This window comes from Rhodoferax sp. SPJ21, assembly GCF_058216335.1.
On sequence record NZ_JBYZMO010000001.1, the window covers coordinates 108,371 to 133,879 of the forward strand.

Here is a 25,509-nt window from a genome sequence, read left to right on the forward strand (position 1 = left end):
TGTCCCGATCTCCGTGTAAACACCAGTTTGGTGTCCTTTGGCGTCTATTGCTGGACTTTGCCAAAGGCTTTGCTATACAGTGGGCCAGCAGCTCCACACATCAGTCGTACGTTGTCTGACAACATGGATTCTCATAACCTACTCTCTCCGTGTCAAGGATTTTTTTATGGCCTCCGCCACCCACACCGGCACTTACAACAACAGCGAAACACCGGCCTCCTCCATTCCCCGCTCCCGTCGCCCCCGGGGCCTGGTCACTGAAATCGTAGACACGCTGGCCGCCACCATCCGCCAGGGCCAGCTGCCACCGGGCGAAAAGCTGCCCACCGAGGTCGAGCTGATGGCCCGCTTTGACGTCAGCCGCACCGTGGTGCGCGAGGCCCTGTCCAAGCTGCAGGCGTCCGGCCTGGTGGAAACTCGGCACGGCATAGGCACCTTCGTGATCGAGCCGCCCGACACCCGCAACTTCAAGATTGCCCCTGAAGACTTCGCCACCGTGGCCGACGTGATCGCCCTGCTGGAGTTGCGTATCAGCCTGGAGACCGAGGCAGCGGGCCTGGCCGCCCAGCGCCGCACGCCCGCCAACCTGGTCCAGCTGGAAGCAGCGCTGCAGAACTTCAAGAACGCCATTCCGCAGGATTCGGACGCCGTGCCGGCCGACTTCCAGTTCCATATGGAGGTGGCTCGCGCCACAGGCAACCAGCACTTTGCCGACCTGATGACCTACCTGGGCACCATGATCATTCCGCGCACCCGGGTGAAGACTCTGCAACACGTCCCCGAAGGCCGCCTGGCCTACCTGCAAAAGGTGCACGGCGAGCACGAGAGCATCTACCACGCCATACGCGACCAGGACAGCGATTCCGCCCGCGCAGCCATGCGCACCCACCTGTCGAACAGCCGCGAAAGACTACGCAAAAGCCAGCCGCTGGACGCCCCAAAAGACTGAGACAAAGCACAAACTGGGGTTTACCCTTTGATACTTTTCTGGTTTGAGTTGTAGGATGACTGATCAATAAGCCATCCCCCAGCCTCAACCAGGAAAACACATGAAGACAAGCCATCGCAAAATTCTCAGCCTGATCGCCGCAGCCGCTTTCTGCGTCGTCAGCGGCCAGGCTTCGGCCCGCAACTTCCGCTCGGCCGATGTGCACTCCAAGGAGTTCCCGACCAATATGGCGGTGAAGTTCATGGGCGAAGAGCTGAGCAAGGACACCGGCGGCAAAGACAACATCAAGGTGTTTGGCGACAGCGCCCTGGGCTCCGAAAAAGACACGGTGGAACAGGTGAAGATAGGCGCCATCGACATGGTGCGCGTCAGCTTGGCCTCGTTCAATGGCATCGTGCCCGAGTCCATGATTCCATCGTTCCCGTTCATCTTCCGTGACATCGAGCACTTCCGCAAAGCCATCTACGGCGCCCAGGGCGACAAGATCCTGGCCGCTTTCGACAAGGCAGGCTTTGTCGGCCTGGCAATGTATGAAAGCGGCTCGCGCTCCATCTACGCCAAGAAGGCCGTGAAGAGCGTGGCCGACATGAAAGGCATGAAGATCCGCGTACAGCCCTCCGACCTGATGGTCAGCATGGTCAGCGCCATGGGCGCATCGCCCACCCCGATGCCCATGGCTGAGGTCTATACCGGCCTGAAGACCGGCCTGGTTGACGCAGCGGAAAACAACGTCCCCTCCTACGAAGAAGCCAAGCACTACGAGTCGGCAGGTGTGTTCTCGGAGACCATGCACGTCATGACCCCCGAAGTGCTGGTGTTCTCGAAAAAGGTCTGGGATACCCTGACTCCGGCCGAGCAGGCCTCATTGCGCAAGTCGGCCAAGGCCTCTGTGCCCTACTACGTGACGCTATGGGATGCCAAGGAAAAGGAAGCCCGCGCTGCCGTGCTGAAGAGCGGCGCCAAGATCATCCCCACCTCTGAAATCGACAAGAAAAGCTTTGTAGATGCAGAAAAACCCGTCTGGGACAAGTTCGCCACCACGCCTGAGCTGAAGGCTCTGGTGCAAGAGATCGTCAACGTCAAATAAGCCACTTCTGCCGCCGCGCTCCTGGGCGCGGCGGCAGAGCCGTGCCAAAGCCGCACCATGCAATTATTCAACTCAATCAACGCGCACCTGTCCAACTGGGTGCTGCGCCTGGCCAGTGTCTGCCTGGCCGCACTGGGCCTGGTGGTCATCTACGGCGTCGTGATGCGTTACGCATTCAACGACGCGCCTGCGTATGTGGAACAGGTAGCCCTGCTGCTGGTCATCTCCGTCGCCATGTTCGGCGCCGCTGCGGGCGTGCATGATGTCGGCCATATTGGCCTGGACTCTGCCGTCAAGCTGCTGCCACCCAAGGGCCAATTCATCTGCCACGTACTGGTCGAGCTGCTGACCATCACATTTGCCCTGGTACTGCTGTGGGGCTGCGAACACATGGCTGCGTCCACCCGGCACGACACCATTCCCACGCTGGGCATTTCCGAAGCATTCCGCTACCTGCCTCCAGTGATTGCGGGTGTCCTCATCGTCCTTTTTTCAGTCAAGCACCTGCTGGCACTATTTACCAAGAAGGCTGCTGCCTGACCATGGAACTCGCTGTACTTTCCCTGAGCTTCGTGCTTTTCCTCGTGCTGGGTGTGCCCGTCGCTTTTGCGATCGGTCTGAGCTGCCTGGCCACCTTCGCGGTAGAGGGCCTACCGCTGGCTACCGCCATGCAGATGATGGTCTCCGGCATGAACGTCTTCTCGTTCCTGGCGATTCCGTTCTTTATCTTCTCTGGCGAGCTGATGCTGCACGGCGGCATTGCCGACAAGATCCTGAACTTCGCGCGCAGCCTCGTCGGCCACATGAAGGGCGGCCTGGGCCTGGCCAACGTGATGGCCAGCACGCTGTTTGGCGGTGTCTCGGGCTCCCCCATTGCCGACACATCGGCCATGGGCGGCGTGTTGATCCCCATCATGAAGCGCGAGGGCTATAGCGCCGACTACGCAGTGAACGTGACCACCCACGCATCGCTGACCGGCGCGCTGATGCCTACTTCGCACAACATGATCATCTACGCGTTTGCGGCCCAGGCTGCCAGCGGCATGATCGACGGCCACCCTATCCGTGGTGTGTCCATTGGCGACCTGATGTTTGCCGGCCTGGTCCCAGTGTTCTGGATCATGGTCTGCATGCTGATTGCAGCTTACTGGCAGGCCAACAAAAACGGCTTCCCCAAGCGGGCCGACGGCTCTTCCATGCTGGAGAAGTTCCCCGGCTGGTACGCGGTGCTGACTACCTTCATCGCGGCCATTCCCGGTCTGATGGTGATCGTGGTGATTCTGGGCTGCGTGATGGGCGGCGTCACCACCGCTACCGAGGCAGCAGCAATTGCTGTGGCCTATTCGCTGCTGCTGACGTCGGTGATCTACCGCACCATGAGCAAAGAAAAGCTGATCAAGTCGCTGAAGAAAGCCTCCAAGACCACGGGTGTGATCCTGCTGCTGATCGGTGTATCGAACATGCTGCGCTGGCAAATGGCCTACCTGGAAATCCCAGATGCGATCGAGGCAGCCCTGCTGCACGCCACGACCACGCCCTGGCTGATGCTGCTGTATATCAACATCATCCAGATCTTTCTGGGCATCTTCCTGGACATGGCAGCGCACATCCTGATCACCACGCCGCTGTTCCTGCCACTGGCCATCCAGATGGGCGTGGGCCCTGTGCAGTTCGGCATGATGCTGCTGCTGAATTGCGCACTCGGCCTGGTCCACCCGCCGGTGGGTACGGTGCAGTTTGTGGGGTGTGCCATAGGCAATATATCGATTGGTGAGGCAACCAAAACCGCCTGGCCCTACTACCTGGCAATATGGATAGCCATCAACCTGGTGACCTATGTGCCGTCGTTCTCCACCTGGCTGCCGTCCATCATTACCGGCCACCCGGTGTTCTAGCGAACCCGGTAAAAAATGAAAGGGCTGCAACCGCAGCCCTTTTTACCCCTCATGCAGCTGCGCTTCACTTCGCGCGCTGTGACCAGCTTGCGGGAGGACTTGTACCTCCAAGAGTGCGCCCATGCTGGGCGCACATAAGAAAAGGGGGCTGAATTTCTTCAGCCCCCTTTTTGCAATGGCGGATGTGCTTACTTGGCGGCAGAAGCTGCGGGTGCAGCAGGCGTTGCCGGTGCTGCTGCAGCAGCCTTCTCAGCCTTCTTCACATGCTTCTTGGCGTGCTTCTTCATGGGCTTGGATGTGGCATCTGCGGGAGCTGCAGCGGCCGCAGCAGGAGCGGCGTCCTTGGCAGGCGCGGCTGGCGCTTGGGCAAACGAGGCAGCAGCAACCGTAGAAATCAGGGCGGCAGCGAAGAGGGATTTGATCGTGGTCATTACAGGTTTCCTAAAACAATAGTCGCATAGGCTCCGACTTCGTCGAGCAAGTCCGAATTGCGTTCAGACCTGCACCTACAACGCGAACGTATCAACCCCGTTGACCACATATACATTTCTTTATACACGCCACCCATTTAAGCCCCATAGCCCTGCAGCGCACAAAATACCTGCGTAGGGCGCTATCAAAAGAGTAACAAAGCAGATGCATGAGACACATTTGCTCACTCTTCTGAATGCGCCCTTCGCTGGCAGTCAGATCAGCTACCCCAGCCTTCCAGCACCACCTTGCCACGCGCCTGGCCGGACTCGATCAGGGCGTGGGCGCGGCGCAGGTTGTGGGCATTGATGCTGCCAAAACTTTCCGCCAGCGTGGTGCGAATCTGGCCTGCATCCACCAGCTGTGCCACCGCCTCCAGCAACGTGTGCTGGGCCTGCATATCGGGCGTGCCGAACATGGGACGGGTGAACATCATCTCCCAGTGCACCGACACCGCTTTGCGCTTGAACGGCATCACGTCCAGCACCGCCATATCGTCGATCAGGCCTAACTTGCCCTGCGGCGCAATCACCTCCTGAATCTGTGCCAGGTAGTCACCGGTATGGGTCAGGCTGGCGACGTAATCCACCTGCGGTAGACCGACACGCTGCAGCTGCGGCGCCAGGGGCTGGCTGTGGTCGATCACATGGTGGGCGCCCAACTGCTGCACCCAGTCCTGGGTTTCGGGCCGTGAGGCTGTACCCACGATGGTCAGCCCGGTCAAGCGCCGCGCCAGTTGGACCAGGATGGAGCCCACGCCACCGGCCGCGCCAATCACCAGCAGCGACTTGGACGGGGCCTGGTCATCCTGCTCACCCTGCGCGATGGCCAGGCGGTCAAACAGCAACTCCCAGGCGGTGATGCTGGTCAAGGGCAAGGCAGCAGCCTCGGCAAAGTTCAGTGTTTTAGGCATGTGACCCACGATGCGCTCGTCCACCAGATGGAGCTGGCTGTTGCTGCCGGGCCGGGTGATGGAGCCGGCGTAGTAAACGCGGTCGCCAGGCTGGAACAGCTGCACCTCCGGCCCTACCGCACGCACGATGCCGCTGGCGTCCCAGCCCAGTACCTTGTGGCTCAGTCCTTCAGCAGGTGCGGCAGAGGCACGGACCTTGGCGTCTACCGGGTTGACAGATACCGCCTGCACTTCGACCAGCAGGTCACGGCCCTGGGCCTGGGGTTCGGGCAGCTCGATGTCCAGCAAAGCACTGGGTTCGGAGATGGCTTGGGGGCGTTGGTAGCCGATGGCACGCATGGAAACTCCTTTAAAGACGTGTACTGAGGGACTCATCTTCAGCTTTATTGAATTTAAGATAAATAGCCCAATGATTGAATTCAGTTTCAAATAAAATTTGCAAATGAAAGCCTTGCAAGACCTAGAAATCTTCGTGCGCACCGTGGATGCAGGTAGCCTGTCGGCCGCCGCGCGGAGTTTGGACATCACCCCCGCAGCGGCCAGCGCGGCACTGCAGCGGCTGGAGGCCGAACTGCAGACTGCGCTGCTGGTGCGCTCCACCCGCAGCCTGCGCCTGACACCCGACGGCGCGGTTTTCCTGGAGCACTGCCGCCTGGCGCTGAACACCCTGCGTGAAGGGCAGCAAACCCTGGCCACGGGCCGCCAGCAGGTACAGGGCACGCTGCGCCTGGCCGTGTCGTCCGACCTGGGGCGCAACCTGCTGCTGCCCTGGCTGGATGCCTTCCAGGACCAGCATCCGCAGGTGCGCTTCCGCCTGCAGGTATCCGACCGCATGGCGAACATCTTCAGCGAACCGGTGGACGCGGCCTTCCGCTACGGCGAGCCGCCCGACTCCAACCTGGTGGCGCTGCCGGTCGCATTGGAAAACCGGCGCGTGCTGTGTGCCTCACCAGCCTATCTACAACAGCATGGCACACCCAGCACGCCAGCCGATCTGGCTCGGCATGACTGCCTGTGTTTTTTGCTGGGTGAAGATGTGAACGACCGTTGGGAGTTCAGCCACAACGGCCACCCCACCACGGTACGGGTCGGCGGCGGCCATGTGGCCAACGATGGCGATCTGGTGCGCCGCTGGGCCATCGCCGGGCGAGGTATTGCCTACAAGTCCTGGCTGGATGTGGCCCAGCCACTGGCGGACGGCAGGCTGCAGGCTCTGTGTAACGACTGGGATACCGAGGCTGCGCCCCTGTACATGGTGTTGCCCGACCGGCGCCAGCTCACGCCCGCCCTGCGCTTGCTGCGCGAGTTTGTCGCAGTCCAGTGCGCCACACTGCCCACGGGGTCAAAGCGGCAGAATGGATGACTGGTGGAAGCTGTCCCGCCCGCTGCCCTTGACCTCGTACATGGCTTTGTCGGCGCTGGACAGCAACTCGCCGGCCGTCTGCCCGTCTTGCGGGTAACGGCTGATGCCAATGCTGGCCGTCAGCTGCAGCACCTTGCCACGCACCGTCATGGGCTGCTTGATGCCGTTCAGCAGCTTTTCGGCAATGGCAATCAGGTCTTCGTCGGGCACGGCGGCCCCCAGCAGCACGACGAACTCATCGCCGCCCAGGCGGGCCACCGTGTCTACTTCACGCACCAGGGAGAGCATGCGCTGCGCCAAGTTCACCAGCACCACGTCACCGGCTTCATGGCCATGGCGGTCGTTGATGGCCTTGAACGCGTCTAGATCAATGAAAAACAGGCACACCTGCTGCTGGTAGCGGCGGGCATGGGCCAGTGCCTGCTCCAGCCGCTCTTGGAACAGGCGCCGGTTTGGCAAGCCGGTCAGCATGTCGTGCTGGGCCAGGTGCTCCAGCTCTTCCTGGTTGTCCTTCAAATCCGCCAACTGCTGGGTGATCTGGGTATGCATCTTGTGGAAACTGCGCGCTAGCAGGCCGATCTCGTCGCGGCTTTGCAGGGGCAGCTTTTCCGGCGGCAGGCCGTTGGCAAGGCGTTGCGCGGCCACCGTCATTTGGTTGATGGGCCGTGTCCAGACCCGGGCCAGCACAATGGCCAGCAACAGGCAGGCTAGGCACAAACCCACCACGATCTTCACCACCGTGGCACCCAGCTGCTGCGACTGCGCCAGTACCTGTTCCAGCGGCTGCGCCACCCCTAGGATAAGTCGGCTCTCATTGGCCGAGAGCCGGGTGGACTGGGCGATAAATGCGGCTACCACCGGCGTACCCGCATAGTCACCGTCACGGTCTTCGAAAACCACGTGGTCCTGCTCGCGCTGCACCACGGCCAGCGTTGGCAAGAACTCGTCCTGCACCAGCATGCGCCGGCCGCGCTCGAAGCCAAAGGTCTTGCTGTTGTCTGGATGGACCAGGATGTCACCCTCGCTGTTCGCCAGAAACACCTTGTAGGCCGCCGGCAGGTCCGCAGACAGCAGGCCGAACATACCGTTCAGGTCCACATTCACGACCACCACCCCCACGGCATTGCCCTCGGCATCTACTACCGGCATAGCCTGCTGCAGCATGGGCAGGTCCCGCCCGGCGTCGCTACCGGCTTCACGGTTGATGGTGATAGGTGACAGATAGGTGGAGCCCGCTGGCAGCTTCAAGGTCTCGGCAACATAGGCGTAATGACCCTTTTCCTGCAGGTTGTCGCCCTGCACCCGAGCCACCGCGCCGTTGCTGCGGTCTACCCGTACACGCTCCAGTCCAAAGTCACTGGCAGAAATCAGCCTCAGCTGGCTGTAGGAGGGGTTGGCCTGCATTTGCAACTGGAACAGCGTGGCGAGCTGGTCATCCAATGCAGCGTCCGGGTGCTGCAGCGTGGACATCGCCGCCGGGTGGTGGGCCAACACCTCCAGGGTGCGGGAAATCTCCTGGCGCGTGAGGGTGATGCGGCGCGCCAACACCTGGGTGGACGTCAGCAACTTGTTTTGGGCTGCATCCACCAGCAGATCGCGGCTGGCCCGGTAGGCGTAGAAGCCGGTCACGCCTGCCGCCAGGAAACCCACCAACGCCAAAAGCAAGGCCAATTTGGCGGCGATCCCAAATCTCATGGAGCCAACACCCTGCTGATGCGATCACCCGCCATGATGCGCGTCCACAGCAGATCCCGCTGCTCTTCGCTCTCCACCGGCTCCAGCCATACCAGTCTGTCTTCGGCGCGCTCTCCGGTTGAGGCCGTGGTCGTATTGGCCAGGCCTTGCCGGCCGGCCAGGGCCTGGCCAGGCTCCGCCTCCAACATGTAGTTGATCCAGGCCGCAGCCAGGGCCGGGTTGCGGGCCCCACGGGTCATAGCCCAGCAATCCAGCCAGGCCAGGGCGCCCTCCTTGGGAATAACATAGCCCACGTCCATGCCGGCTTTTTGCATCAGCTGCAACTGCTGGCGGCCAAAATTGGCGAACAGCAAGGCGGCTTTGCGCGCCTTGAACAGTGCCATAGCCTCTTCAGGCTGGGTGTAAAAGCCCGCTGCATTGCGCCGCAGAGCCACCAGTTGCTCTGCCGCAGGCCCCCAGCTTTTATCTTCGATCTGAAATGGCGATTTCAGGCGCAGCATCTGCGCCGCCAGTGAAAAGTTGTGCGCACCGCCGTTGTAAGCCACAACCTTGCCTTTCCAGCGCGGGTCCCACAGCACGGCGAGCGAGTCCGGAGGCTGTGGCATCTGCTGGCGGTCATAAATCAGACCCATATCCGAATAGGTATACGGAATGGCGTAGGTGTTGCCGTTGTGCCGCAAGCCGGGTATCGCGTCCTGGTTGCGAAAGCGCGTCAGTTGGCGCGACAGGTTGGGGATGTCCTGCAACGGTATGGGCAATACCAGGTCCTGCTTGATGTAGCGCTGCAGTTCGGCCGTGTTGACGGCAAACAGGTCGAAATCTTGCGCGTTATTGGTACGAATCTTTTGCCACAGGTCCGCATCCGAATATATGGTGGTGACCTCGACCCGCACCTGGGCACGCTGCTCGAATTGCTTGACGATGTCCGGGTCCGCATAACCTGGCCAGGCCAGCACACGCAAAGTCTCGTCTGCACGTGACAACGCAGGAAGCAGGACTGCAAGCGTCAGACAGAAATCACGGCGTTTGAAAGAGGCCCAGTTCATATGTAAACAGATGTTACCTAGCGCATGACCCTCAGTCCAGCATCCACCGTGCTAAATTGCCGCCATCTGCCCATCATCTTAGCGACGAAGCCGGTAAAGCCGACTTTTCTGTCACATTGGCGACTCCGGCATGCGGTGATGGCCTCTAACAAATATGGGGGCAACGCAAATAAATCCTACGTCATGCGCTATAAATACAGTAGCAAATATGCAAAAAAGCATGTGCGTGCTACTCTGCAGGCCCATGCATCTGCCCGTCGATGTAGTACCAGCGCCCGTCTTCGCGCACAAAGCGGCTGGTTTCATGCATGCGCTGTGCCCGTCCATTGTCGCGGCAACGGGCCACGAACTCCACCACGCCAGCGTCGCCAGACTCCATTGCATGGCGCACTTCCAGCCCCAGCCATTTGACGGGAGCCAGCTCCAAGTCACCCGGTGCGGTGGACGGATGCCAGGTAAACAGCAAGTACTCCAGCAGGCCCAGCACATAAGCGCTGTAGCGCGAGCGCATCAACGCTTCAGCCGTAGGTGCGTAAACAGCTGTCTCCATGCCTTTATGCCAGGGAGCACAACATTCGGCGTAGGTTTGGCCGCTATCGCAAGGGCATGGGGCGTGGGCAGGGTGCAGATTTTTCTTCATGGGTCAAAAGGTGTCGCGCGCGCAAGGTAAGGCCGAAACGCTGGATTTTCACCCACTACCAGGCCGTGCCGGCCCTCCCAGGCTACTCCCCCCAGTTCAGGTGAGCCGCAAAGCAGATCGCAAACCCGGTGCGCCCCCGCTGGGCAAGCCCTTATCGTCCGACGCAATCTTGAACACGGCCACGGTTTGCACCAATGTGTGGGACTGGGACTTGAGGCTGCTGGCGGCTGCGGCCATTTGCTCGACCAGTGCGGCGTTCTGCTGGGTGGCTTGGTCCAGGTGGGTCACTGCCTCACCCACCTGGGCCACGCCGGCACTTTGCTGGCTGCTGGCGGCGCTAATCTGGCCCATTAAATCGGTCACTTGGGTAATGGAGCGCACGACCTCGGTCATGGTGACACCGGCCTGGTCCACCAGCCGTGTACCCTGCTCCACCCGCTCCACGCTAGCGGCAATCAAGGCCTTGATCTCCTTGGCTGCCTGGGCCGAGCGGCCGGCCAAGGAGCGCACCTCGGACGCCACCACGGCAAAGCCCCGGCCCTGCTCGCCGGCGCGGGCTGCCTCCACGGCCGCATTCAGGGCCAGGATATTGGTCTGAAAGGCAATGCCGTCGATCACGCTGATGATGTCCGATATCTTGTGCGACGACTCGTTGATGCCTCGCATGGTCTGCACCACTTGGCCCACTACATCGCCGCCCTGGGCGGCCACCGAGGACGCGTTCACCGCCAACTGGTTGGCCCGCAGGGCGCTGTCGGCGTTGTGGCGCACGGTAGCGTTCAGCTCTTCCATAGAGGCCGCAGCCTCCTCCAGCGCGCTGGCCTGCAGCTCGGTACGTGCCGATAGATCGTGGTTACCCTGGGCAATCTCCGCGCTGGCGCTGGACACGCCCTCAGAACCCTGGCGCACGGACGCCACCACGTTCGACAGGCTGGTCTGCATGCCCGACAGGGCCTGCAGCAACTGGGCTGTTTCGTCCTTGCCGGTGGACACGATGGGCTGGCTCAGGTCGCCGCCGGACACGGCTTTCGCCACATGCAGTGCACGCAGCATGGGCTGGGTGATTGAGCGGCTGAAAAGCACGCTGCACAAGGCCCCCACCGCACAGACCAACAGCATGATCGTCAAACTGAGCGCGGTGGCACGCTTGCCATGGGCCGATGCCTCCAGGGCCACATCCGTGCTGGCTTCGGCGATCTTCTTGCCCGCCTCATCCAGCAGCTTGACCGGTTCGCGGTCTATGCCCTTCACTGCCGCATCGCCCGCGCCGGGGTCAAAGTCTGCAGCCTTGAAAGCAGCCAGGCCCTTGCGGTAGCTATCGCCCATCCTGGCATGGGCCTCACTGAATTTTTCAACCAGGGTGCGGCTCTCGCCTGCAGGCAACTGGGCCTGCAGCCTGCGGGCAGCCTCCGCCACGTCGCGCTCCTTGGCTGTAAAAGCGCTCCAGTGTTTGTCCAGGTCCTCGGGTTTCTTGCCGCGCAGCAAAGTGTTCTTCCATTCCTGGACCTGCACCTTGAAGTTGCCGGACAGCTCGGCCAACTTGCGCTCGTTGTCGTTGGCCGCGCCGACCACGTTCTCAAACACTCCCAGCGACTGGTTCAGGCTGTACACGCTATACAGCGCAGCCCCCAACATGACCAACAGTGCCGAAATAAATGCCAGCGGGAGTTTGAGGTCAAGTTTCACAGGGAGCTCCATTAAAAAAGGCTTACAGCGGAAGCATTCTCTTACACTTTTAAGCCAATCGTAACGCCTGGCTAAGCTGGTCGGTTAGCTCGGCCCAGTCCGAGTCCTGCTGCAAGGCTTCGCGCAAGAAACCAGCCTGTGCTGGCGACCAAAAAGGCGCGTCAGGCAAGGCTACAGCGCCAGGCAACGGGGCGTGTGTGGCAATGAAACGGGCAATACCATCCGCGTCAGAAGCAAGGCCTAGCTGTTCAAACAGCGCGTGAAATGGGTGTGAAGAAGTGTCCATGGGCAGACCTTAACGCATTTTCGGCATTCCAGTCACGTTTGCGCAAGCTAGCCGATCGCAGGCCGCACGCGACACCCAAGCGCATGGTTACACCGCAAGCAACGCGCCTGCGCGCACCGCCACTAGCTCGCCTTCTTCCAGCGGGCGCCAGGCCTCGTCGGTCAGCGCCACGCTGGCAATCAGCAGGGCGCTGTGCTCAGATGCGTCGATAGCGACGCCATGCTCCTGTGTGGTGGACGGCTCGGCCGGTATGCGGTGGCGCTGCAGCATCCACAGGCCCGGGGGTTCTGCGACGTCAGCGCCATCGTGGATGCGCCGGTGGGCATGGGCAAACAAGGCATCGCCGTCTGAGTACATGAAGTTGGCCGTCCCCAGTGCACGCAAATCGGCCGCAAATTCCGCAAGCAGCGCCATACGTGCCGCCAAGCTGGGTACGCTGCCACCCACCCACAGGCCTTGCATGCGCGCCATAAGCGCACAAAACGCGTATTCCGAATCGGTCTGGCCCACCGGGTGGTGGCTGCCCAGCAGTAGCACGGTGCCGTTCCCCAGCTCACGCAAGGTGCCGTTATGGACAAAGGTATGGGTACGCCCACCCAGTTCGCGCACAAACGGTTGGGTATTGGCGAAGGCGACGTTGCCTTGGGTGGCGTGGCGGATATGCGAGATACCCAGGTAGGTGCTGGGCCCCTGGGTTTCCAGATAGCGCACCAGCGCGCTATCTCCTGCGGCCAGCGGCTCGCGGAACAGCGCGACATCCACGCCCTGGTAGAAAGCTACGCCCCAGCCGTCGCGCACACTGCCTTTGGCGCTGCCGCGCGCAGCCAGGGTCTTCAGCGAAAAAGTCAGTTGCGCAGGCTCGGAGGTGGACAGGGCGAGAAGTTCACACATGGTGGGCCTGGTGTTGAAGATGGCAAGACATCGCAAAGGTCAAGCTTAAGGCGACGCTGAATAAGTCCCCGCGAGGCTGCGCGCCCTGGCTCGGGATGGGATGCAAGGCGCAAACCGCAGACATAGCTTGGGCTATGGCGAGGATTGGCAACGCAGCAGACCGCCCGAGACCAGGGATGCGCAGACCGCGAGGGACTTGTTCAGCGTTGCCTTAAGCTCGTCTTAACCTTGGGCCACTACCTTACACCCCAAGACTGCATGGTCCTTTAGGCCGTGCGGTTCAGTAGGTAGGCGAATACAGGCCTGTGGGTTTGCATCCGTGTACATCATTTCGCGCGACAACATTAGCAAAGGCCATCCATGTCTATCAGCCCGGTTTCCTCACAAACGCCCATGGCCGCCCCCCAAAAAACAAATCCAGTGGAATCTGGAGAGTCTGTCAAAGCAGGCAAAGAAGTCCGCAACGATGGTGACGCTGACGACGCCGGCAGCAATACCAGTAAGGCCGCCACGCCGCCACCTACAACCAACTCAATGGGCGAGGTCATCGGGCAGCACGTCAATACCAAGGCTTGAGCACCCGCCTTCAATAGGCTACCTAGGGTAGACACCTGCCCTAGCCCGCATCCAACCCCGCCACAGGCCACCAGTGGTAGACGCCATGGCCAGCGTCAACGCACTTTGCAGGCCTCGCCGGCACTCCTGAACCTCGTCATGGCCGGCTTAACGGTTTCAAGCTGGGGTATTCCTGCACCGCCGACGACAGATGCGTACCAGCATCGCGCAGTTGCGTACCGGGCGGGGTCCTGTTTTTATTTATCGTTGGCGCATCCGCTTATCTCATTCTCACGATTTTCAAGATGACCAACGCCATGCAACAACGCAAAGTCGGCAACACCGACGTCCACATCACCACCCTCGGCTTCGGCGGCAATGTGCTGGGCAATCTGTATGCCGCCGTGCCCGACGATGTGGCCAAAGACACGGTGCTGGCAGCCCAGCAGTCGGGCGTTAACTACTTCGACACCGCACCGCTGTACGGCCACGGCCTGTCGGAGCGGCGCCTGGGCGACGCGCTGCGCGCCCTGCCGCGTGAATCCATCGTGCTGTCCAGCAAGGTTGGCCGGCTGCTGAAGCCGCACGGCCGCGTGCCGCCGGCCAAGCTCAAGCCGTCCGAGGGCGGCATCTTTGTGGACGAGCTGCCGTTCGCGCCGCAGTTTGATTTCTCGTACAGCGCCACGATGCGCTCGTTTGAAGATTCGCTGCAGCGCCTGGGTATGAACCGCATCGACCTGTTGCTGATCCACGATTGCGACGAATGGTCGCAGGGCGAAAACTACCGCAGTGCGCTGAAGACCGTGGAAACCGGCGCGCTGAAGGCCTTGCAGGAGCTGAAAAGCGCCGGCGTGATCGGTGGCTATGGCGCGGGCGTGAACCAGTTCGAAGCCTGCGAAGACCTGATGGACCTGGGCCCGTTCGACTGCTTTCTGCTGGCAGGGCGTTACACCCTGCTGGAACAGGGTGCGCTGGATACCTTTTTGCCGCGCTGCGTGAAGGAAGGCGTGTCTGTGATTCTGGGTGCGCCGTTCAATTCCGGCATTCTGGTGACCGGCGCGACTCCCGATGCACGCTACAACTACCTTCCGGCCAACGCCGAGATCAAGGCCAAGGTCGCCAAGATCGAGCAGATCTGCGCCGCCCACCAGGTACCGCTGGCCGCTGCGGCGCTACAGTTCGTGCTGGGACACCCGTCGGTGGCCACGGTGATCCCTGGGGCCAAGTCACGCGCCGAGGCCGAGCAAAATGCACGCTGGATGGCATTGCCGATCCCGGCTGCGCTATGGGATGAACTGAAGGCCGCAGGCCTGGTGCGTGCCGATGCGCCCACCCATGCCGTATAAAGAGCACACCTCTGCAACAGCCCTTCAGGCTCCTGTCCATCCGCGATGAAACAAGTCCTGTCTACCCGTAGAAACCTATCGCCCGAGGTCGAGCACGATCTGCTGCGCGACCCGCGCCTGGGCTACGAGGCGGACATTGGCAAGGAGTTTGTGCGCTGCGTCGAACACGGCAGCCCTACCCCGCTGGAACGTTGGCACTGCCACGACGAGTACGAGCTGCAACTGATCGTGGGCGCGCACGGCCAGGCCTTTGTGGGCGACTACGTGGGATTCTTCGAGCCCGGCCACCTGGTGCTGACGGGACCACGCGTGCCGCACAACTGGGTTTCGGCGGATCTTCCGCCCGATGGCTTGGCGGTGCGCAGCCTGGTGATCCAGTTCCGCGAGGCGCCGCTGCGCGACGGCATGCGCGCCATCAGCGAGCTGGAGGAAACCCTGCCCTTGCTGGAGCGGGCCCACCACGGCATTGAATTCTTCGGGCTGAGCGAGGCGGTGCGTGAGCGCTTCTACCGCATCAAGCAAAGCCACGGCCTGGAGCGCTTTGCCGAATTCGCCAGCCTGCTGTGCCTGCTGAACCGCTGCCAGGATTACCGGCTGCTGTCATCCGACCATGTGGCGTTCACCGGATCCGACGACACGCTCTCGGCGGTCAATAAGGTCATTTCGCATGTGAACGACCATTACGCCGAGGCGATCTCGGTCGGTGAAGTCAGCGCCCTGGTCGGCATGAGCGAAAGCGCCTTCTCACGATTCTTCAGCAAGGCCACGGGCCTGACCTTCACCAACTTTGTGAACCGCCTGCGCGTTAACCGGGCCTGCCAGTTGCTGATGGAGCGCGACAGCTATGTGTCCAGCGTGTGCTACGCCGTTGGCTTCAACAACGTAGCCAACTTCAACCGCCGCTTCCTGGAAGTGAAGGGCATGACACCCACCCAATTCCGCAAACAAGCGGCCGGCCGATTCAACCCGACCAGCAGCTAGTCGCCTTTAACGGGCCCGTTGTCAGCGCCGCTTTTTGGCTACCTTGACCACGCGTGGCGCCGTGATCCCCAGTGCCGCGCGGGCCAGCGCATCCGCCTCGGCGTTGCGGTGCTGCGGTATCCACAGCAGTTCAGCTTGGTCGAAAGACTGGAGCAACGTCCGCGCCGCTTCAAACAGGGCCGCCAGGCGCGCGATGGGCTTGGCCTTTGGGTTGCAGATTTGCTCCACCACCACGCTGTTGTCGCAATGGATGCGCAGCGCACGGGCTCCATGGGCTTGCAGCGCCTGCAGCGCCGCCATCAGCGCGCGCAGCTCGGCTTCGTTGTTGCAGCCAAGGGTGTGCGCCGCTTGGGACAGGGTGTGGCGCGTGCCATTGGGGGCGACCAGTACAGCGCCCAGGCCGATGCGGCCGGGGTTGGGCACGGCGCTGCCGTCACAGTAAACAATCCAGGGGTCCATAAGCCGTTTTCAGTAGTGCCGCATTCTGCAGGATGCAGCACCGCGCCCGGCCTCAATAAGTCTTGTACGGCAGGAACTTGCCCGACAGCACTACCTTCACCCGGTCACCCTTCGGGTCAGGCTCGCGGGTGATGTCCATGCTGAAGTCGATGGCACTCATGATGCCGTCGCCAAACTCTTCGTGGATCAGCTCCTTGATGGTCGTGCCATAGACGCTGACGATCTCGTACCAGCGGTAGATCAGCGGGTCGGTGGGCACGGGCGTGGGTAGCGAGCCCTTGTAGGGCACCACCTGCAGCCACTTTTGCTCTTCGCTGGTCAGGCCGAAGATCTTACCTATCACCTTGGCCTGCTCGGGCGTGCAGGTCATCTGGCCCAGGCAGGCAGCCGTGGTCCATTCCTTGGACTGGCCCACCTTCTTGGCCACGGCGGCCCACTGGATGCCTTTGGCCACCTTGGCGGTGATGATCTTCTCGGTAATGTCGTTGCGGTTCATGGTGTCCTTTTTGAGAATTTGCATCCATTTTGATAGCAGCTAGCGCAGGTATCTTCTGCGCTAGCTGCGGTTTTTATCTATGGATTTCGCTTGCAAATCCATAGCAAGCATGGCGCAAGCAATAACGGTACCTAAACAAAGCTCACCACTGCCACCGGCGGCAGGTCGTTCGACACACGCTGCCAGCTCTCGCCCGCGTCCGTGCTCACCCATAGCCCGCCGGTGGTCGACGCCATGGCCAGGGTTTGGCCGTCGGCGCTGACGTCCAGGCCGTGGCGGTACACCAGATGGTAGGCATGCGTGCCGGGCAGGCCCCGGTCGAAGGTCTGGAAGCTCTGGCCGCCGTCGTCGGTACGGGTGACGACCACGCGGCCGTCCACCGGTATGCGGCAGTAGTCGCCCTGCGCGGGCACAAACCAGGCGCGTTGCGGATTGCCCGGGTCGCAGGCCACGGCAAAGCCAAAGCCCGAAGGTGCGGGCGCTGCAATGGACTGCCACTGCTGGCCGCCGTCGGTAGAGCGGTAGATGCCGCCATGGTGCTGCACCCACAGCACATCGGGTGCGCTGGCGCATTGCACCATGCGGTGCGGGTCCTGGGTGTTGCCGTCTTCCTGGCTGCCCTCGGGCATATAGGGCGCACGCATGCCAGTGGCCGTGAGGCTCCAGCTGGCGCCGCTGTCGCGGCTTTGCCAGACGCCCCCGCAGGAAATGCCCAGGCGGATGTGTTGCGCATCACGCGGGTCCACCAGGATGGAATGGATACCAGCCACGTCGTAGCCGCCGCCCAGCCAGCCGCGCCGCAGCGGATCGTCCCACAGCGGGCGGTTCAGCGCCCAGCTCTGGCCGCCATCGTCCGAGCGGAACAAGCCTGCCGGCAGACAGCCGGCCCAGAGCGTGCCGGGCTGGTTGGCGCCGCCCGCCGCCAGGGACCAAATGGTGTCCACGCTCCAGGGTGTGGGGTCATCCGCCTCAGCACCGCTGCTGGGTTTGGCTGGAAAAGCCGGCGCAGCCACCTCGGTCCAGTGCACCCCCTGGTCCGTACTCTTGCGCAGCTTGACGCCGAAATGCCCCATGCGCAGCGCGGCCAGCCAGCTGCCGTCGCGCGGGTCGGCCAGCACCTGGCTGACGGGCTCGCCCGCAAAGTGGTGGTCGCGTATCTGCCAGGCCTGGCCCGTGCCCTGCACGGTAAACAGGCCTTTGCGGGTGCCAACAAGCAAGGTATGCATCACGGGGCTTTCAAAAAATGGCGCTCAACCGCCGGACAGGGCCTGCACCACCAGCACCTTGTCGCCGGCGTTCACGGGCAGCTCCAGCCGCACGCGGTCATGCACCAGGGTTTGGTTGACGAACACCGCCACATGCTTGCGCACTGCGCGCTGGTCGTCAAACACGTAGTGGCCGAGTGCCGGCGCGGCCAGCAGCGCGGCCTCCAGCACGGTGCGCAAAGAGCCTGCGGCGACCTGCTGGGCCGGCACGTCGATATGCCGGCGCAGGCTGGGGGCGAATTCCACGGTAACCATGGGCCGGATTGTGCGAAGCGCGCGCTGGCCGGTCAACGCGGGGCTTACCCGCAGCACGATTCCTGGAGGAAATTAGTATCTTTTTGATAGCTGCCAGCGCAGACATTACCTGCACCAGAAGGCTATTTGACGCCTCATATTTTCATCAAAATCCATAGCACTACAAGGTGGTGGCGTGGTGGTGCACCGGGTGCAGCAAGGTGTCGGCCACCAGGTGCATGCCGCGATCGCAGTCGTCCAAGCTGGTCGGGCCGCCCAGGCAGATGCGCACGGCATCCGGCGGGTCGCCGTCGGTGGAAAAGGCGGCGCTGGCCACCACGCCCACGCCCTGGCTACGCAAATGGGCTGCGAACTCGACCGGGCTCCAGCCCTCTTTCACTGGCAGCCAGAGGTGGAAGGACTGCGGGTGGCCCAGCATGCCGTAGGGCGCCAGGTAGCGCTCGGCAATTGCCTGGCGGGCCGTGCATTCGGCGCGTATGGCCTGCAGCATGGCCTCGGCCGTGCCGTCTTCCACCCAGAAGGTGGCCAGCGCGTTGGTGAAGGGCGACGCCATCACCGTGGTGGCGCGCATGGCGCCGGCCAGGCGCTGGGCCTGGCGGTCACCGGGCGCACACACGTAGGCGCTGCGCAGGCCGGCGCCAAAGCACTTGGAAAAGCCGGTGACGTAGTAGGTCAGGCCCGGAGCCAGCGCGGCCATGGTGGGCGGCATGTCCAGCGGCAGCATGGCGTAGGCGTCGTCTTCGATGATGGGGATGGCGTAGCGCAGCGCCACATCGGCCAGGGCTTCGCGGCGCGAGCGGCTAACCGTGGCCGTGGTCGGGTTCAGCAGCGTGGGGTTGCAGTACAGCGCCTTGGGGTGCAGGGTTTTGCAAGCGTGCTCGAAGGCCTCGGCACTCGGGCCATCGTCGTCCAGCGGCAGCGCGTGCAGCTGTATGCCCAGCTGGGCGGCGATGGCCTTCACACCCGGGTAGGTCAGCGCCTCCACACACACCAGTTCACCGGGCCGCGCCAGCTGCGAGAAAAGTGCGGTCAGCACCGTGTGGATGCCGGGGCAGACCAGCACCTGCTCTACCCGGCAGGCCGGCAGGCGGCGGCGCAGCCAGTGCGCGGCCACCGCGCGGTCGTGCAGGGTGCCGCCAAAGTCCTGGTAGCGCAGCAAGGCGTACAAGTCGGCGCTGGCCATCACGCCGGCGGCGGTGCCGTGCATATGTGCCAGCAGCGCCGGGTCTTGGGGCTCGGGCGGCAGGTTCATGGTCATTTCGGCCGCGCTGCCACCGCGCAGCGGTAGGCTGGGGCTGCTGCCGCGAATGAAGGTACCCATGCCGGCGTGCGTGTCGATCAGCCCGCGCTTGCGTGCCTCGCTGTAGCCGCGCGCCACGGTGGTGTAGTTCAGGCCCAGGTCTTCGGCCAGCTCGCGCAACGTGGGCAAACGGTCGCGCGCCACCAGGCGGCCGGTGCGCACATCGTCTGCGATCAAGTCGGCCATCAGCAAATAGGCGGGCTTGTCGCTCATTTGCAGCTTCTTGATCCAGTGGACAGGGGTTTTTTGCATGGCGTTACCGGCTCGTTTAACTTGATCGCATGCATTGATCGCATGTGCGTGCAATCAATGACGCAAGTTTTGCACCCGGCCCCTGTGTGGATTGCGCATCCTGGCGGTGCACAAAACCACTTTATCGGGTGCATTGATTGCACGGGAATCGCATCAAAGCAGTGCGCTTTTTTACCCACCAATCCCCCTTCTACGGGCTTGAAAAAATATTTCGAACGTCCCGCGTGCGCCTGGCTTGGTTGATGGCGACTTGATCGCATGGCACGGCATTTCCGGTGGCACAGAGCATGCAAAAAGCTGGGGGCGCTTCCCTTCCATCCACCTGCTTTTAACGGAGTATTTCCATGCCCAAAGTCACCAAGCCCGCAAACGCCAAAGGCGATTTTCTGGTCGATTACGAAGAAAAGGTTTTTGAGGACGTGAAGGCCGACCCCGGCCAGAAAGCCCTGGTCACCTTCCACACCGTGGCGTTTGAAGGCTCTATCGGTTTCGTCAACCTGCTGCAGGCCACCCGCCTGCTGCGCAAGGGCTTTGAAACCTCGGTGCTGCTGTACGGCCCCGGCGTCACGTTGGGTGTGCAGCGCGGCTTCCCCACGCTGGGCGACGAGGCCTTCCCTGGCCACCAGAACTTCAACAACCAGATCACCAAGTTCATGGCCGAGGGCGGCAAGGTCTACGCCTGCCGCTTCGCGCTGCAGGCGCTGTACGGCCACGGCGAAGGCGCGCTGATCGAAGGCATACGCCCGATCAACCCGCTAGATGTGCTGGACATTGTGCTGCTGCACAAAAAGGCCAACGCGGTCATTCTGGACACCTGGACGCTGTAAGGACACACGACGATGGCTTCCACACCACGTACCGTCCGTGCCGCAGCGGTGCAGATCGCGCCGGACCTGGAGCGCCCCGAGGGCACGCTGGAGCGTGTGTGCGGGGCCATAGCCGAGGCCGCAGCCAAGGGCGTGCAGATCATGGTCTTCCCAGAGACCTTCATGCCCTACTACCCCTATTTCTCGTTCGTGCTGCCGCCATTATTGCAGGGCGCGCCCCATCTCAAGCTGTACGAGCAAGCGGTGGTGGTGCCCGGCCCGGTGACGGCCGCCGTGGCCGAGCAGGCCCGGGCCCACGGCATCGTGGTGGTGGTGGGCGTGAACGAGCGCGACCATGGCAGCCTGTACAACACCCAACTGGTATTCGACGCCGATGGCAGCCTGGCGCTCAAGCGCCGCAAGATCACGCCCACCTACCACGAGCGCATGGTGTGGGGAATGGGCGATGGCGCCGGGCTGAAGGTGGTGGACACGGCGGTGGGCCGCGTCGGCGCCCTGGCCTGCTGGGAGCACTACAACCCGCTGGCCCGCTACAGCCTGATGGCGCAGCACGAGGAAATCCACTGCGCACAGTTCCCCGGTTCACTGGTAGGGCCCATATTTGCCGAGCAGATGGAGGTCACCATCCGCCACCACGCGCTGGAGTCCGGCTGCTTTGTCATCAACGCCACGGGCTGGCTGACCGACGCGCAAATCCAGTCCATCACCCCCGACGCAGGCCTGCAGAAGGCGCTGCGCGGTGGCTGCCACACGGCCATCATCTCGCCCGAAGGCAAGCACCTGGCAGCGCCGCTGACCGAGGGCGAAGGCATGGTGATCGCCGACCTGGACATGGCCCTGATCACCAAGCGCAAACGCATGATGGATTCGGTAGGCCATTACGCCCGCCCCGAGCTGCTGAGCCTGGCCATCCACGATGCACCGGCCCAGCCCACGCACGCCATGCACCCCACTTCAACGTCCTCTTTTGCCCCACGGAGTCCTGACCATGCACACGCCCAACCTGAGCCCATCGCCCGCCAGCAAGCAGCTGATGACCGAGCTGCAGTCCTTCGGGTTGCGGCTGGCTGACCCCAGCGCAGAACATGCGGGCGTGGCAAGCCGCAAGGGCGGCGCCGGCCCCTCTGACCACAAGGCCGTGTTGGTGGATGGCCACACCATCATGGTGCCGGTACATACCTCCAGCGCATGGAACTCGCCCTTTGTGGCCCAGGCACCCGATGCACAAGGCCGCAGTGCGCTGACGCGCGGCAGCATTCCCATCGCGCAGATCGCCTTCCCACCCGCGCCGCGCTTTTACGGGCTGAAAACCGCCGAGGGCGTGCCCTATTCCCACATCGCCACGCTGCACGGTTCGGACGTGCTGGCCACCACCGTGCTGCAGGAATGCATACGCTACGCCAGCCGCAAAAAGACCTGCCAGTTCTGCGCCATAGGCCAGTCGCTTGCGGCAGGCCGCACCATTGCCCACAAAACCCCGGCCCAGCTGGCCGAAGTGGCCGCTGCCGCCGTGCGGCTGGACGGCGTGAAGCACATGGTGATGACCACCGGCACACCCAACGCCACCGACCGTGGCGCCCAGGTGCTGTGCGACAGCGCCGTGGCCATCAGGGCCGCCGTCAGCTTGCCGCTGCAGGCCCAGTGCGAGCCGCCGGACGACGACCGCTGGTTCCAGCGCATGCAGGATGCGGGCATCGACACGCTGGGCATGCACCTGGAGGTGGTCACGCCCGCGCTGCGCGAAAAGATCATGCCCGGCAAGGCCCAGGTGCCTATCAGCCGCTATATGCAGGCCTTTGAGGCGGCGGTGCGCGTGTTCGGCCGGGGCCAGGTCAGCACCTACATATTGGCCGGTCTGGGCGATAGCCAGGAGGCCATTCTCGACATCTCGGCGCAGCTGCTGGCACTGGGTGTGTACCCCTTCGTCGTGCCCTTCGTGCCCATCAGCGGCACGCCGCTGGAAGACCACCCCGCGCCATCGGCCGAGTTCATGCAAGGCCTGCTCAAGCCGCTGGGCGCCATGGTGTCCCAGGCGGGGCTGCGCTCGACCGACATCAAGGCCGGCTGCGGCAAATGCGGCGCCTGCTCGTCCCTGTCCGTGTTTGAAACTGCCTGAAAGGCCCCGCCATGCTGACCACCGAGCGCCTGTGCGATCTGCCGCAAGACTACCGCCCCCGCGCCTTCCGCGTGAAGTGGGCCGACAGCGCCTGGGAGATCGCCCAGGCCCGGCGTGTGCGGCGCGATGTGTTCTGTACCGAGCAAGCCGTGTTTGTGGACGACGACACCGATGCCATCGACACCCAGGCGCAAACCCTGGTGGCGGTGTCGCAGCTGGGCGGCATGCCCGACCAGGTGGTGGGCACCGTACGCATCCACAGCAGCGAGCCCGGCCTGTGGTGGGGCTCGCGGCTGGCGGTGGACGCGGCTTTTCGCCGCCATGGGAGCCTGGGCGCAACGCTGATACGCCTGGCCGTCAGCAGCGCACATGCACGCGGCTGCCGCATCTTTCTGGCGCACGTACAAAGCCAGAACACCCCGCTGTTCAAACGCCTGCACTGGCAGGTGCTGCAGCAAGAAATACTGCACGGCCGGCCGCACGACCTGATGCAGGCCGACCTGGCCCACTACCCGCCCTGCTACGACCCGCTGTGGGGCTATGCCGTACCCGGCCGGAGCGCGGCATGACGCTGCACGAACTGACTGCTGCACTGCGCGGTGGGCGCGGCTTTGCCCACAAGCGCGACATCGGCGACGCCATGGCCTTGCTGCGCCAGGGCCTGCCGGCCCCCACCGCCGTGGCCCTGGGCGACGATTGCGCGGCCATTCCAGATGGCGATGGTTATTTGCTGTTCGCCATCGAAGGCTTTGTGGAAGACTTTGTGCAGGCCATGCCCTGGTTTGCAGGCTACTGCGGCGTGATGGTGAATGTGAGCGACATCTACGCTATGGGCGGGCGGCCCATCGCGGTGGTCGATGCCATCTGGAGCCAGGGCCAGGAGAACAGCGCGCTGGTGCTCACCGGCATGGCCGAGGCCTCACGCCGCTACGGCGTGCCCATCGTCGGCGGCCACACCAACCACCGCAGCGACAAAGGCCAGCTGGCCGTGGCCATACTGGGCCGGGCGCGCAAGCTGTTGACCAGCTTTGACGCACAGCCCGGCCAGCGCCTGCTGATGGCGGTGGACCTGCGCGGCGCCTACCAGGAGCCGCACCCGTACTGGAATGCATCCACCAGCGCCCCCGCCGAGCGCCTGCGCGCCGACCTGGAGCTGCTGCCCCTGCTGGCCGAAGACGGCCTGTGCGCCGCCGCGAAAGACGTCAGCATGGCCGGCGCCATAGGCACGGCGCTGATGCTGCTGGAATGCTCGGGCGTGGGCGCGCAAATCGATGTAGCCGCTATTCCCCGCCCCGAAGGCGTGCCGCTGCTGCGCTGGCTGCAATCCTTCCCTAGCTACGGCTTTGTGCTGAGCGTGGCACACGAACAGGCCGACGCGGTATGCGCGCGCTTCCACGCCCGGGGCATTGCCTGCGCTGACGTGGGTGCCGTGCAAGCTACGCCCGAGGTCTGGCTGCACCAGGGCGAAGAGCGCAGCCTGCTGTGGAACGTAGCGCAGCAGAGCTTCATCCTGCCGCCGCAGGAGCTGGCCCATGCGTGAAATCGGCTCGCCACCGCCGCTGAAGATTGCGCTGCTAACGCATTCCGTGCTGCCGCGCGGCGGCGTGGTGCACACCCTGGAACTGGCCCAGGCGCTGCACAGGGCAGGCCATGCGGTGACGGTGTTCGCGCCCGCCCTGCCCGGCCAAACCATGTTCCGCCCGCTGCCGTGCCGGCTGCAGCTGGTGCCAGTGGAGCCCGCTCCCGGTGGCATGGCGGGAATGGTGGCGTCACGCATCGCAGCCTTCAAAGCCCATCTGGCGCCGCTGCTGCAAGCAGAGCAGTTCGACATCTTCCACGCCCAGGACCCGCTGGGCGCGAATGCGCTGGCCGACCTGCAGGCACAGGACCTAGTGGACGGATTTGTACGTACCGTGCACCACCTGGACCAATTTGACGATGCCCGGCTGGCGGCCTGGCAGCAGCGCGGCTTTCTGGCCGCGCAGCAGGTGCTGTGCGTCAGCCAGCTGTGGTGCGATGTGCTGCGCCGCGAGCATGGCGTGGACGCCGCCCTGGTGCACAACGGCGTGGACTGCAGCCGCTACACGCCCCAAACAAACGCCACCGACGCTGCGCTAGCCGCCCGCTGGGGCCTGCGCGGCGGTCCGGCTGCACCAGTACTCCTGGCCGTAGGCGGCGTAGAAGAACGCAAGAACACGCTGCGCATACTGCAGGCCTTTGTGCTGCTACGCGCCCAGCATCCACAAGCACAACTGGTGCTGGCGGGCGGCTCCAGCCTGCTGGACCACAGCGGCTATGCACGCGAGTTCCAGGCCCTGGCTGCACACCATGGCCTGCAGGCCGGGCCGGGCCACGAGCTGGTGCTGACCGGTGGGCTGGCGGACGCCGACATGCCCGCACTATTTCGCAGTGCCGATGCGCTGGTGATGCCGTCGCTGCGCGAAGGCTTTGGCCTGGTGGTGCTGGAGGCACTGGCCAGCGGTACGCCGGTGGTGGTGTCGCGCCAGGCGCCGTTCACCGAATACCTGGCAGACGCCGATTGTTGCTGGGCCGACCCCATGTCCGCCGCGTCGATTGCCCAGGCCATGCAGGCAGCGCTGGCGCCGCATTGGAAGCCGTCTCTGGCGCGCACCCCGGCGGTTTGCCACCGCTTCAGCTGGGCCGCCAGCGCATCCCGCCACGCCGACCTGTACCGCGCCCACTTGGCGCTGAGCCGCCACGGCCTTGCCGCCTGA

At 63.4% G+C, this 25,509-nt stretch carries 27 protein-coding genes; 14 read left to right on the forward strand and 13 right to left on the reverse strand.

Features of this window, described 5'->3' with window-relative positions:
• Window positions 1–166 precede the first annotated feature (166 nt).
• The 4 genes from AC4BBN_RS00405 (at window position 167) to AC4BBN_RS00420 (ending at window position 3,931) form a co-directional block, all read left to right on the forward strand.
• Window positions 167–949 (forward strand): FadR/GntR family transcriptional regulator, encoded by a 783-nt coding sequence (locus AC4BBN_RS00405; protein ID WP_490589977.1) that lies wholly within the window; start codon window positions 167–169, stop codon window positions 947–949.
• A gap of 100 nt (window positions 950–1,049) precedes the next feature.
• On the forward strand, window positions 1,050–2,036 hold the full coding sequence (locus AC4BBN_RS00410) for a TRAP transporter substrate-binding protein (RefSeq protein WP_490589978.1): 987 nt from the start codon (window positions 1,050–1,052) through the stop codon (window positions 2,034–2,036).
• Between the two features lie 57 nt (window positions 2,037–2,093).
• Window positions 2,094–2,576 carry a TRAP transporter small permease gene (locus AC4BBN_RS00415; protein WP_490589979.1) on the forward strand — a complete coding sequence of 161 codons (483 nt, stop codon included), beginning with the start codon at window positions 2,094–2,096 and terminating at the stop codon, window positions 2,574–2,576.
• Between the two features lie 2 nt (window positions 2,577–2,578).
• The gene (locus tag AC4BBN_RS00420) at window positions 2,579–3,931 is read left to right on the forward strand and encodes a TRAP transporter large permease (RefSeq protein WP_490589980.1); all 1,353 of its coding nucleotides are present in this window, start codon (window positions 2,579–2,581) and stop codon (window positions 3,929–3,931) included.
• A 188-nt stretch (window positions 3,932–4,119) separates the two neighbouring features.
• On the opposite strand, the gene AC4BBN_RS00425 is transcribed toward AC4BBN_RS00420, so the two are convergent.
• Together AC4BBN_RS00425 and AC4BBN_RS00430 are read right to left on the reverse strand one after the other, a co-directional pair.
• On the reverse strand, window positions 4,120–4,362 hold the full coding sequence (locus AC4BBN_RS00425) for a hypothetical protein (protein ID WP_490589981.1): 243 nt from the start codon (window positions 4,360–4,362) through the stop codon (window positions 4,120–4,122).
• Window positions 4,363–4,622: 260 nt separating this feature from the next.
• Entirely contained in the window at window positions 4,623–5,654 is a 1,032-nt protein-coding gene (locus AC4BBN_RS00430; RefSeq protein ID WP_490589982.1) for a zinc-binding alcohol dehydrogenase family protein, read from the reverse strand.
• Window positions 5,655–5,757: 103 nt separating this feature from the next.
• Here AC4BBN_RS00430 and AC4BBN_RS00435 point away from each other — a divergent pair, with 103 nt between their 5' ends.
• Window positions 5,758–6,678 (forward strand): LysR family transcriptional regulator, encoded by a 921-nt coding sequence (locus AC4BBN_RS00435; protein WP_490589983.1) that lies wholly within the window; start codon window positions 5,758–5,760, stop codon window positions 6,676–6,678.
• On the opposite strand, the gene AC4BBN_RS00440 is transcribed toward AC4BBN_RS00435, so the two are convergent.
• The 6 genes from AC4BBN_RS00440 to AC4BBN_RS00465 form a co-directional block, all read right to left on the reverse strand.
• The gene (locus AC4BBN_RS00440) at window positions 6,658–8,373 is read right to left on the reverse strand and encodes a diguanylate cyclase domain-containing protein (protein ID WP_490589984.1); all 1,716 of its coding nucleotides are present in this window, start codon (window positions 8,371–8,373) and stop codon (window positions 6,658–6,660) included. The two genes, AC4BBN_RS00435 and AC4BBN_RS00440, sit on opposite strands and share 21 nt — an antisense overlap.
• Window positions 8,370–9,419, reverse strand: a complete 1,050-nt coding sequence (locus tag AC4BBN_RS00445) for an extracellular solute-binding protein (protein ID WP_490589985.1) — start codon at window positions 9,417–9,419, stop codon at window positions 8,370–8,372. The genes AC4BBN_RS00440 and AC4BBN_RS00445 overlap by 4 nt, the downstream gene beginning before the upstream one ends.
• Before the next feature lie 229 nt (window positions 9,420–9,648).
• Window positions 9,649–10,059 carry a YchJ family protein gene (locus AC4BBN_RS00450; RefSeq protein WP_490589986.1) on the reverse strand — a complete coding sequence of 137 codons (411 nt, stop codon included), beginning with the start codon at window positions 10,057–10,059 and terminating at the stop codon, window positions 9,649–9,651.
• A 96-nt stretch (window positions 10,060–10,155) separates the two neighbouring features.
• Window positions 10,156–11,745, reverse strand: a complete 1,590-nt coding sequence (locus AC4BBN_RS00455; protein ID WP_490589987.1) for a methyl-accepting chemotaxis protein — start codon at window positions 11,743–11,745, stop codon at window positions 10,156–10,158.
• A 49-nt stretch (window positions 11,746–11,794) separates the two neighbouring features.
• Window positions 11,795–12,031 carry a DUF2789 domain-containing protein gene (locus AC4BBN_RS00460; protein WP_490589988.1) on the reverse strand — a complete coding sequence of 79 codons (237 nt, stop codon included), beginning with the start codon at window positions 12,029–12,031 and terminating at the stop codon, window positions 11,795–11,797.
• A gap of 87 nt (window positions 12,032–12,118) precedes the next feature.
• Window positions 12,119–12,922 carry a class II glutamine amidotransferase gene (locus AC4BBN_RS00465; RefSeq protein WP_490589989.1) on the reverse strand — a complete coding sequence of 268 codons (804 nt, stop codon included), beginning with the start codon at window positions 12,920–12,922 and terminating at the stop codon, window positions 12,119–12,121.
• 360 nt (window positions 12,923–13,282) lie between these two features.
• On the opposite strand from AC4BBN_RS00465, the gene AC4BBN_RS00470 reads away from it, so the two are divergent.
• From AC4BBN_RS00470 to AC4BBN_RS00480, 3 genes are all read left to right on the forward strand, one after another.
• Window positions 13,283–13,498: a hypothetical protein gene (locus AC4BBN_RS00470; protein ID WP_490589990.1), complete on the forward strand. Its 216-nt coding sequence runs from the start codon at window positions 13,283–13,285 to the stop codon at window positions 13,496–13,498.
• A 296-nt stretch (window positions 13,499–13,794) separates the two neighbouring features.
• Window positions 13,795–14,823 carry an aldo/keto reductase gene (locus AC4BBN_RS00475; protein ID WP_490589991.1) on the forward strand — a complete coding sequence of 343 codons (1,029 nt, stop codon included), beginning with the start codon at window positions 13,795–13,797 and terminating at the stop codon, window positions 14,821–14,823.
• 45 nt (window positions 14,824–14,868) lie between these two features.
• A complete protein-coding gene (locus AC4BBN_RS00480) occupies window positions 14,869–15,804 on the forward strand; it encodes an AraC family transcriptional regulator (RefSeq protein ID WP_490589992.1) in 936 nt (311 codons plus the stop codon).
• 21 nt (window positions 15,805–15,825) lie between these two features.
• Here the strand turns inward: AC4BBN_RS00480 and AC4BBN_RS00485 are convergent, their stop codons facing one another.
• The 5 genes from AC4BBN_RS00485 to AC4BBN_RS00505 all read right to left on the reverse strand — a co-directional run bounded on the left by AC4BBN_RS00485 (window position 15,826) and on the right by AC4BBN_RS00505 (window position 19,831).
• Window positions 15,826–16,263, reverse strand: a complete 438-nt coding sequence (locus AC4BBN_RS00485) for a ribonuclease HI family protein (protein WP_490589993.1) — start codon at window positions 16,261–16,263, stop codon at window positions 15,826–15,828.
• A gap of 52 nt (window positions 16,264–16,315) precedes the next feature.
• Window positions 16,316–16,759, reverse strand: coding sequence for a cyanase (gene cynS, locus AC4BBN_RS00490; RefSeq protein ID WP_490589994.1), 444 nt, complete (start codon window positions 16,757–16,759; stop codon window positions 16,316–16,318).
• Between the two features lie 131 nt (window positions 16,760–16,890).
• Entirely contained in the window at window positions 16,891–17,985 is a 1,095-nt protein-coding gene (locus tag AC4BBN_RS00495; protein WP_490589995.1) for a WD40/YVTN/BNR-like repeat-containing protein, read from the reverse strand.
• A 24-nt stretch (window positions 17,986–18,009) separates the two neighbouring features.
• A complete protein-coding gene (locus AC4BBN_RS00500) occupies window positions 18,010–18,279 on the reverse strand; it encodes a MoaD/ThiS family protein (RefSeq protein WP_490589996.1) in 270 nt (89 codons plus the stop codon).
• 160 nt (window positions 18,280–18,439) lie between these two features.
• Complete coding sequence (locus AC4BBN_RS00505) at window positions 18,440–19,831, reverse strand: aminotransferase-like domain-containing protein (RefSeq protein WP_490589997.1); 1,392 nt, start codon at window positions 19,829–19,831, stop codon at window positions 18,440–18,442.
• Between the two features lie 344 nt (window positions 19,832–20,175).
• Between AC4BBN_RS00505 and AC4BBN_RS00510 the strand changes: the two genes are divergently transcribed.
• From AC4BBN_RS00510 to AC4BBN_RS00535, 6 genes are read left to right on the forward strand one after another with little or no spacing between them, the layout of a single operon-like run.
• Window positions 20,176–20,658 carry an MSMEG_0572/Sll0783 family nitrogen starvation response protein gene (locus AC4BBN_RS00510; RefSeq protein WP_490589998.1) on the forward strand — a complete coding sequence of 161 codons (483 nt, stop codon included), beginning with the start codon at window positions 20,176–20,178 and terminating at the stop codon, window positions 20,656–20,658.
• Window positions 20,659–20,670: 12 nt separating this feature from the next.
• Window positions 20,671–21,729: a Nit6803 family nitrilase gene (locus tag AC4BBN_RS00515; RefSeq protein WP_490589999.1), complete on the forward strand. Its 1,059-nt coding sequence runs from the start codon at window positions 20,671–20,673 to the stop codon at window positions 21,727–21,729.
• Window positions 21,692–22,774: an MSMEG_0568 family radical SAM protein gene (locus AC4BBN_RS00520; protein ID WP_490591359.1), complete on the forward strand. Its 1,083-nt coding sequence runs from the start codon at window positions 21,692–21,694 to the stop codon at window positions 22,772–22,774. The genes AC4BBN_RS00515 and AC4BBN_RS00520 overlap by 38 nt, the downstream gene beginning before the upstream one ends.
• An 11-nt stretch (window positions 22,775–22,785) precedes the next feature.
• Complete coding sequence (locus AC4BBN_RS00525) at window positions 22,786–23,343, forward strand: MSMEG_0567/Sll0786 family nitrogen starvation N-acetyltransferase (protein ID WP_490590000.1); 558 nt, start codon at window positions 22,786–22,788, stop codon at window positions 23,341–23,343.
• Window positions 23,340–24,314, forward strand: coding sequence for a sll0787 family AIR synthase-like protein (locus tag AC4BBN_RS00530; RefSeq protein WP_490590001.1), 975 nt, complete (start codon window positions 23,340–23,342; stop codon window positions 24,312–24,314). The genes AC4BBN_RS00525 and AC4BBN_RS00530 overlap by 4 nt, the downstream gene beginning before the upstream one ends.
• On the forward strand, window positions 24,307–25,509 hold the full coding sequence (locus AC4BBN_RS00535) for an MSMEG_0565 family glycosyltransferase (RefSeq protein WP_490590002.1): 1,203 nt from the start codon (window positions 24,307–24,309) through the stop codon (window positions 25,507–25,509). Before AC4BBN_RS00530 ends, AC4BBN_RS00535 begins: the two co-directional genes overlap by 8 nt.

Coding starts and splice junctions, on each gene's coding strand:
- AC4BBN_RS00405 (WP_490589977.1), top strand. CDS start 167: ATGGCCTCCGCCACCCACACCGGCACTTACAACAACAGCGAAACACCG.
- AC4BBN_RS00410 (WP_490589978.1), top strand. CDS start 1,050: ATGAAGACAAGCCATCGCAAAATTCTCAGCCTGATCGCCGCAGCCGCT.
- AC4BBN_RS00415 (WP_490589979.1), top strand. CDS start 2,094: ATGCAATTATTCAACTCAATCAACGCGCACCTGTCCAACTGGGTGCTG.
- AC4BBN_RS00420 (WP_490589980.1), top strand. CDS start 2,579: ATGGAACTCGCTGTACTTTCCCTGAGCTTCGTGCTTTTCCTCGTGCTG.
- AC4BBN_RS00425 (WP_490589981.1), bottom strand. CDS start 4,362: ATGACCACGATCAAATCCCTCTTCGCTGCCGCCCTGATTTCTACGGTT.
- AC4BBN_RS00430 (WP_490589982.1), bottom strand. CDS start 5,654: ATGCGTGCCATCGGCTACCAACGCCCCCAAGCCATCTCCGAACCCAGT.
- AC4BBN_RS00435 (WP_490589983.1), top strand. CDS start 5,758: ATGAAAGCCTTGCAAGACCTAGAAATCTTCGTGCGCACCGTGGATGCA.
- AC4BBN_RS00440 (WP_490589984.1), bottom strand. CDS start 8,373: ATGAGATTTGGGATCGCCGCCAAATTGGCCTTGCTTTTGGCGTTGGTG.
- AC4BBN_RS00445 (WP_490589985.1), bottom strand. CDS start 9,419: ATGAACTGGGCCTCTTTCAAACGCCGTGATTTCTGTCTGACGCTTGCA.
- AC4BBN_RS00450 (WP_490589986.1), bottom strand. CDS start 10,059: ATGAAGAAAAATCTGCACCCTGCCCACGCCCCATGCCCTTGCGATAGC.
- AC4BBN_RS00460 (WP_490589988.1), bottom strand. CDS start 12,031: ATGGACACTTCTTCACACCCATTTCACGCGCTGTTTGAACAGCTAGGC.
- AC4BBN_RS00465 (WP_490589989.1), bottom strand. CDS start 12,922: ATGTGTGAACTTCTCGCCCTGTCCACCTCCGAGCCTGCGCAACTGACT.
- AC4BBN_RS00470 (WP_490589990.1), top strand. CDS start 13,283: ATGTCTATCAGCCCGGTTTCCTCACAAACGCCCATGGCCGCCCCCCAA.
- AC4BBN_RS00475 (WP_490589991.1), top strand. CDS start 13,795: ATGCAACAACGCAAAGTCGGCAACACCGACGTCCACATCACCACCCTC.
- AC4BBN_RS00480 (WP_490589992.1), top strand. CDS start 14,869: ATGAAACAAGTCCTGTCTACCCGTAGAAACCTATCGCCCGAGGTCGAG.
- AC4BBN_RS00485 (WP_490589993.1), bottom strand. CDS start 16,263: ATGGACCCCTGGATTGTTTACTGTGACGGCAGCGCCGTGCCCAACCCC.
- cynS (WP_490589994.1), bottom strand. CDS start 16,759: ATGAACCGCAACGACATTACCGAGAAGATCATCACCGCCAAGGTGGCC.
- AC4BBN_RS00495 (WP_490589995.1), bottom strand. CDS start 17,985: ATGCATACCTTGCTTGTTGGCACCCGCAAAGGCCTGTTTACCGTGCAG.
- AC4BBN_RS00500 (WP_490589996.1), bottom strand. CDS start 18,279: ATGGTTACCGTGGAATTCGCCCCCAGCCTGCGCCGGCATATCGACGTG.
- AC4BBN_RS00505 (WP_490589997.1), bottom strand. CDS start 19,831: ATGCAAAAAACCCCTGTCCACTGGATCAAGAAGCTGCAAATGAGCGAC.
- AC4BBN_RS00510 (WP_490589998.1), top strand. CDS start 20,176: ATGCCCAAAGTCACCAAGCCCGCAAACGCCAAAGGCGATTTTCTGGTC.
- AC4BBN_RS00515 (WP_490589999.1), top strand. CDS start 20,671: ATGGCTTCCACACCACGTACCGTCCGTGCCGCAGCGGTGCAGATCGCG.
- AC4BBN_RS00520 (WP_490591359.1), top strand. CDS start 21,692: ATGACCGAGCTGCAGTCCTTCGGGTTGCGGCTGGCTGACCCCAGCGCA.
- AC4BBN_RS00525 (WP_490590000.1), top strand. CDS start 22,786: ATGCTGACCACCGAGCGCCTGTGCGATCTGCCGCAAGACTACCGCCCC.
- AC4BBN_RS00530 (WP_490590001.1), top strand. CDS start 23,340: ATGACGCTGCACGAACTGACTGCTGCACTGCGCGGTGGGCGCGGCTTT.
- AC4BBN_RS00535 (WP_490590002.1), top strand. CDS start 24,307: ATGCGTGAAATCGGCTCGCCACCGCCGCTGAAGATTGCGCTGCTAACG.